The 6786-nt window shown below is 69.1% G+C and carries 4 protein-coding genes; 3 read left to right on the top strand and 1 reads right to left on the bottom strand.

Annotation, left to right across the window (positions count from 1 at the left end):
• Positions 1–367: 367 nt before the first annotated feature.
• Positions 368–3163 carry a winged helix-turn-helix domain-containing protein gene (locus QTI68_RS37750; protein ID WP_286529386.1) on the bottom strand — a complete coding sequence of 932 codons (2796 nt, stop codon included), beginning with the start codon at positions 3161–3163 and terminating at the stop codon, positions 368–370.
• Between the two features lie 96 nt (positions 3164–3259).
• Between QTI68_RS37750 and QTI68_RS37745 the strand changes: the two genes are divergently transcribed.
• The 3 genes from QTI68_RS37745 to QTI68_RS37735 are packed head-to-tail and all read left to right on the top strand — an operon-like array spanning position 3260 to position 6785.
• Positions 3260–4399, top strand: coding sequence for an acyl-CoA dehydrogenase family protein (locus QTI68_RS37745; protein ID WP_286529385.1), 1140 nt, complete (start codon positions 3260–3262; stop codon positions 4397–4399).
• 18 nt (positions 4400–4417) lie between these two features.
• Complete coding sequence (locus QTI68_RS37740; RefSeq protein ID WP_286529384.1) at positions 4418–5605, top strand: lipid-transfer protein; 1188 nt, start codon at positions 4418–4420, stop codon at positions 5603–5605.
• A gap of 7 nt (positions 5606–5612) precedes the next feature.
• On the top strand, positions 5613–6785 hold the full coding sequence (locus QTI68_RS37735; RefSeq protein ID WP_286529383.1) for an acyl-CoA dehydrogenase family protein: 1173 nt from the start codon (positions 5613–5615) through the stop codon (positions 6783–6785).
• The last annotated feature ends 1 nt before the right edge of the window (position 6786 follow it).

The following is a 6786-nucleotide window of genomic DNA, read 5'->3' as shown; positions in this document are numbered from 1 at the left end:
GCCCCCGGACTGCGCTCCTCGCCGCCCCGGAAGTCGCCCATGCCCCAGACCCAGACCCCCAGCCGCGAGGTGACGTTGCGCTTGATCGGAGGGGAAACCGCACACCGTTTCCGGCCGGGGCGCCTGCGGGTGTGCTGCGGTGCGCCTGTGGGGCGCCGAGGAGCGCAGTGTGGCCGGCGGCGCGTGCGCAGCACGCGCTTCGTAAACTGACTCGCCGCAGCTGTTTGAGCGAAGTGCACCGCAGGGGCACGTAGCGAGTTCTGCGGCGCGCCGGCCACGCGAGCACCGCAGGGAAGTCGGCGCGCAGCGCCGACCGCCCCACTGAAGCACCGCAGCACACCCGCAGGTGCCCCGGCCCGCACGCGATCTACGCCGAACCGCTCCTCGTCCAAGCCACCGCCTCGTCCCGCCCCGCCACCCCCAGCTTCCCGTAGATGTTCTTCAGGTGCCACTTGACGGTGTCGATCGACAGTCCGAGCGCCAGAGCGATCTTCTTGTTCGGCATCGCCTGCGCCAGCAACGCGAGCACATCACGCTCTCTCTCGCTCAATGGCTCCACGGGCCGCTTCGTCGCCTGAGGCAAGGTGCCGACGGATTCCGCCGCAGCCGTACTCTCAGGCGCCCGCGCGGCACGCACCAGCCGCTCCGCATAGAAGACCAGCACCGGATCCAGTGACGCATCCCGCGCGATCTCCGCCACCAGCTCGGGCACCGATGGGTCCGCATCGAGCAGGCTGCGCACCAGCCCAAGCCGGTGCCCGCTGCGCAGCGCCGCGAGCGTGCAATCGCGCGCGGCATCGGGCCGGCCGCGCCGGCGCTCGATCACGGCGCGCATCAACTTCAGCTGCGCGATCAGGCGCTGACGCCCCAGAGTTTCGATGCGCGCGATCAGCGCCTCGATACGGCGCGCCGCGTCATCGAGCTCGCCGCGCCAGAGCGACCAGCGGATGCGCGCCCGCTCGGCCACGATCGCGATCTCGCCGAGCGCACTGTGCTCGGCACCGGCATGCCGTGCGTCGATCTCCTCGACCCGCGCGAGCACCGATTCGGCGGCCGCCGGGTCGCCCATCTGCAGCCGCCATTGCACCTGTATGGTCAAGCTGAAGACCAGCAGCCGATCGAGGCCCAGCGTCGTGCTGTAGTCCTCCAGCCGCTCCAGGTACGCAAGGCCCTCGAGCCGCCGCCCCGCCACCCAGTGCGCCGCGGCCAGCGTGCGGTGCACCCGCAGCACCGAGTCGGGGATCGACACGCGCTCGAGTGCATCCACCCGGTCTTCGAGCAGCTGCAACAAGGCCTCGGTCTCGTCGTGTTCGTAGAGCACCTCGCCGAGCAGTGCGGTCGCCAGATAGGCCGGATCGACACAGGCGCTGCCGCCCTCGTTCGCCTCGCGCAGCACCTCGCGGTAGATGCGCTCGGCCTGCGTCATGCGGCCTTCGAGCGCGTAGCTCAGGCCAACCAGGCAGCGCCCCTGCAAGGTGCCCGAGGGCGTGCCACGCAGCGGTACGCCGTCGATCAGCCGGATCGGGTTGTCCTGCTGGATGCGCCGCGCACGCTCGTACTCCCCGCGATGCATGAAGAGCCACGACAGGATGTTGTCGCGCCCGCCGCTCGCCATCGCGTCCGCCCCTTCGGGCAGCGCGAGCAAGCGGGGCAGCAGCGCCATCGCGGCGTCGGTGTCGTCGCGCTGCAGCGCGAGCAGCGCCTCCTGCAGGGTGAGCGCGAAATGGCTGATGCCGTCGTCTGGCGGAATGTCCCGCCGCAGGCCTTCGACCTGCGCCGAAAAGGCGTCGAACTGCCGCGTGAGCAGCGCCATGCGGAGCATCCACAGCCGCAGGCCGACACGCGCCTGGACCTGCACGGGCGGCAGCTGTTGCACCAGGCCGATCAGCTTGCGCAGCTCGCCGCGCACCGCCAGTCCGTGGGCGGACTTCTCGACCAGCGCCGCGGCGGCCGCGCCCTCGCCCGCCGCCACGGCCTGCCGCACGGCTTCGTCGATCAGGCCGTGGTCTCGGAACCACTGCCAGGCGATGCGGTGCACAAGCAGCCGGTCCGCCTCGCTGCGTTGCCCGAGCCGCTGGCGCAGGGTCTCGCGCAACAGCGGGTGCAGCCGATACCAGGTCTCGCGCTCGGTGCTTTCGACCGGCACGATGAAGAGGTTTTCGGACTCCAGGCGCGCCAGCAGCGGCGCCATGGCGGCATCGCCTTCGGGCCGCCCGAGCAGCGCCGCGCACAGCGGTGCGCAGAACGGGCTGCACGCGGACACGTTGATCAACAGGTCGAGGTCGAGCGGCGACAGGCGCGACAACACCTCCTTCTCGAAGTAGGCCGAGAAGGCCTGCGGGTCCTGCACGTGGGTGCGGACGAAATCGCCCGGCGCCCTGGCGTTGCCGCCCGCCAGTTCCTGCCGCCGCTTCTTCCAGTTGATGGCCAGCAGCTGCAGCCCGGCCGCCCAGCCATCGGACAACTCGTGCAGCAGCATCGCATCGCGGTGATCGATGCTGCCGAGCTGCGACAGGAGAAAACGTTCCGACTCGGCCGCGGAGAAACGCAGGTCGCGCACATCCAGCTCCAGCAACTGGCCCTCCGCGCGCAGGCGATCCAGCGACAGCGGGACGGCGCCGCGCGAGGCCAGCACCAGGTGCAGGTTCGACGGCCCGTAGTCGACCAGCCATTGCAGCGCCTCGTGGATGCGCGCATCGCCCAGGTGCTGCAGGTCGTCGAGGACCAGCACCAGGTCGCGCGGATGGGCGGCGATGGCGCGCACCAGCGCGATCAGGGTGCGCTCGACCGCCTCGCTGTCGATGCCGCGGCCCGCGAAGTCCGCGGCCTCCTGCGTCACGGCCGGCGCGGCCTGCGAGAGGCTGGCCAGCAGGTAGTCGAGCAGGCGCGTGAGTTCGTTGTCCTCGGGCGTCAGGGTGAGCCAGGCGACATCGAAGCCCAGCGGCAGCAGCGCCTGGCGCCAGGCGACCAGCGTGGTGGTCTTGCCGCTGCCGGCAGGTCCCAGCAGCACCAGGCAGCGACGGCGCCGCGCCTCCATCAGCCGCGCGAGCAGCGCGTCGCGCGCGACGATCCGGCCCGCGCTCCGGGGCGGGACCATCTTGGTGCTGACGAGCGCCTTCAGGTCTTCGGGCGGACGCGCGGGGGAAGTCGGCTTGGTGGGCATGGCTGCGCTGCCATTGTGTCCCGGCTGCCACCCGATCGGGGTAGTGGGATTCCGGGGGGTGGCTTCCAGAATGACCCACAAGACAAGGAGACCCCCGTGAACATCCACCGTACCGTCTACCGCGACGACCACGACATGCTGCGCGAGACGGCGCGCCGCTTCTTCGAACGCGAATGCCTGCCGCGCCAGGCCGAATGGGACAAGGCCGGCCGCACCGACCGCGAGACCTGGCTGAAGGCCGGCCGCGAAGGCTTGCTGTGCGTGACCGTGCCGACCGAATACGGCGGCGGCGGCGGCGACTTCGGCCATTCCTGCGTGCTGGCCGAGGAACTGCACCGTTCCGGCGTCTCGGGCATGAGCCTCTCGGTTCATTCCGACATCACGGCCCCCTACATCGTGCGCTTCGGCACCGAGGAGCAGAAGCATCGCTGGCTGCCGAAGATCTGCCGCGGCGAGACCATCATGGCGATCGCCATGACCGAGCCCGGCACCGGTTCCGACCTGAAATCGATCCGCACGAGCGCCGTGCGCGACGGCGACGAATACGTCATCAACGGCAGCAAGACCTTCATCAGCAACGGCCTCAACTGCGACATGGTGCTGGTGGCCTGCAAGACCGACCCGTCCGCGGGCGCCAAGGGCGTGAGCCTGATCATGGTCGAGACCGACCGTGCGGGCTTCCGGCGCGGCCGCAAGCTCGACAAGGTCGGCCAGCCGGCGGCCGACACCACCGAACTCTTCTTCGACAACGTGCGCGTGCCCGTGGACAACCTGCTGGGCGAAGAGAACAAGGGCTTCGTCTGCCTGATGCAGGAACTGGCCCAGGAGCGGCTCATCATCGCCGTCTACTGCGCCGCCAAACTCGAGCGCCTGCTGGAGCAGACCATCGAGTACGTGAAGGAACGCAAGGCCTTCGACCAGACGGTGTGGGATTTCCAGAACACCAAGTTCAAGCTGGCCGACGTCAAGGCCCAGGCCGTGGCCGTGCGCACGATGGTCGACTACTACATCGCCGAGCACATGAAGCGCCGCATCTCGGTGCAGGAAGCCGCGATCGCCAAGCTGTTCGCGACCGAGACGCTCTGGAAGTGCATCGACGAGATGGTGCAGCTGCATGGCGGCTACGGCTACATGCTGGAGTACCCGATCGCGCGGGCGTTCACCGACTACCGCATCACGCGCGTGTTCGGCGGCACCAGCGAAGTCCAGCGCGACCTGATCTCCAGAAAACTTTGAAGCAACGGAGCCCATGAAATGACCGAGAAAACAATCGTCGCCGGCGTCGGCATGATCCCCTTCGCCAAGCCCGGCCAGAGCCAGAGCTACACCCAGATGGGCGCCGAGGCCACGCGCCGCGCGCTGGCCGATGCGGGCATCGGCTACGAGGCCGTGCAGGAAGCCTACGTGGGCTATGTCTACGGCGACTCCACATCGGGGCAGACGGCGCTGTACGAGGTGGGCATGACGGGCATCCCGGTCGTCAACGTCAACAACAACTGCTCGACCGGCTCGACTGCGCTGTATCTCGCGCGCAAGGCGATCGCCTCCGGCGATGCCGACTGCGTGCTGGCGCTGGGCTTCGAGCAGATGCAGGCCGGCGCGCTCAAGGCGCAATACACAGACCGGCCGCCGACGCGCGAGCGCTTCATGCCGGTGCTGCACGGCCTCACGGCCGACATGGACGGCATGCCGCAGGCGCTGCGCACCTTCGGCGGCGCCGGCCGCGAATACATGGCGCGCTACGGCTGCAGCATGGAGACATTCGCCGCCGTGCGCGCCAAGGCCAGCCGCCATGCGGCCAACAATCCGCTGGCCCTCTTCCGCTCGGTCGTGACGACAGAAGAAGTGATGGCCGACAAGGTGCTTCTGCCCGGCGTGATGACCCGCCTGATGGCCTGCCCGCCGACCTGCGGCGGCGCCGCGGCCCTGCTGGTCTCGGAGCGTTTCGCGAAGAAGCACGGGCTGCGCACCGACGTCCAGATCCTCGCGCAGGCGATGACCACCGACCCGGTCGAATCCTTCGAGCCGCCCTCGATGCTGAGCTGGGTGGGCACGCACATGACGAAGTCGGCCGTGGGCCGCGTCTACGAAGCAGCCGGCGTCGGCCCCGAGGACATCGACGTCTGCGAGCTGCACGACTGCTTTGCGCAGAACGAAGTCATCAGCTACGAGTCGCTGGGCTTCTGCCCCGAGGGCGGCGCCGAGAAGTTCGTGAACGACGGCGACAACACCTACGGCGGAAAGATCGTGGTGAACCCCTCGGGCGGCCTGCTGTCGAAGGGCCATCCGCTGGGCGCGACCGGCCTGGCCCAGTGCTACGAACTCACGCACCAGTTGCGCGGTAGTGCGGACCAGCGCCAGGTGCAAGGTGCGCGGCTCGGCCTGCAGCACAACCTGGGCCTCGGCGGCGCCTGCGTGGTCACCCTCTACGGCAAGAACTGAGCATGCCATGGACCTCCAGCTGAGCCCGAGCGAGTCCGCGTTTCGCGACGAGGTGCGCGCCTTCATCCACGACCGGCTGCCGGCCGGGATCCGCGACCGCCTGAGCAAGGGCCATGCGGCCCGCAAGCAGGACATCGTGACGTGGCAACGCATCCTGCATGAACGCGGGTGGGCGGCGCCGCACTGGCCGCAGGCATACGGCGGCGCGGGGCTCGGCACCGCCGAGCGCCTGATCCTGGTCGAGGAGCTGCAACGCGCCGCGGCGCCGCAGCCGCTGCCCTTCAACGTGGCGATGCTCGGCCCGGTGCTGCTGCGCTTCGGCACCGAGGAACAGAAGCGCTTCTTCCTGCCGAAACTGGCGCGGCTCGACCTGTGGTTCTGCCAGGGCTTCTCGGAGCCGGATTCGGGCTCGGACCTGGCTTCCCTTCGCACACGCGCGGTACGCGATGGCGACGAGTACGTGGTCGATGGCCAGAAGATCTGGACCACCTCCGCGCACCATGCCGACTGGATCTTCGCGTTGGTGCGCACCGAGCAGGCCGCACGCAAGCAGGACGGCATCTCGTTCCTGCTGATCGACATGAAGACACCGGGTGTCTCGGTGCGGCCGATCGTGTCCATCGACGGGCAGCACCACCTCAACGAAGTCTTCTTCGACAAGGTGCGGGTGCCGGTCGGCAACCTCGTCGGCGAGGAAGGCCGCGGCTGGGATTGCGCCAAGTACCTGCTGGCGAGCGAGCGCACCAACATCGCGAGCATCGGCCTGTGCTGGGAGCGACTGGGCTACGCGCAAGAGCTCGCCGCAACCATCACCCAGGGCGGCAAGCGCCTGATCGACGACCCGAAGCTGGCCGCAGAGCTGGCCATGCTCGGCGCCGAAGTGCGCGCGCTGGAGCTGACCAACTGGCGCTTCCTGCTCGACCCTGAAATCGGCCGCAAGAACCCGGGCTTTGCCTCGGTGCTCAAGGTGAAGGGCTCGGAGACGATGCAGGAGCTGACTTCGCTGATCGCACGCCTGGCCGGCCCGGCCGGGCTGGAACGGCGCGACGGCGAAGGCGACGCCGCCCTGCATCCGCTCGCGGCGGCGTCCCCGCGCTACTTCTTCTATCGCGCAGCCACCATCTACGGCGGCTCCAGCGAAGTGCAGAAGGACATTCTGGCCAAGACGCTCCTGGGATAAG

It is taken from the genome of Variovorax sp. J31P207 (genome assembly GCF_030316965.1).
In the GTDB taxonomy this organism is placed as follows: domain Bacteria; phylum Pseudomonadota; class Gammaproteobacteria; order Burkholderiales; family Burkholderiaceae_C; genus Variovorax; species Variovorax ginsengisoli_B.
This window is presented reverse-complemented; position numbering and strand designations above follow the sequence as displayed.

What these genes read in the sequence shown, in the direction of transcription:
- QTI68_RS37750 (WP_286529386.1), bottom strand. Translation starts at nt 3,163, where the DNA reads ATGCCCACCAAGCCGACTTCCCCCGCGCGTCCGCCCGAAGACCTGAAG.
- QTI68_RS37740 (WP_286529384.1), top strand. Translation starts at nt 4,418, where the DNA reads ATGACCGAGAAAACAATCGTCGCCGGCGTCGGCATGATCCCCTTCGCC.
- QTI68_RS37735 (WP_286529383.1), top strand. Translation starts at nt 5,613, where the DNA reads ATGGACCTCCAGCTGAGCCCGAGCGAGTCCGCGTTTCGCGACGAGGTG.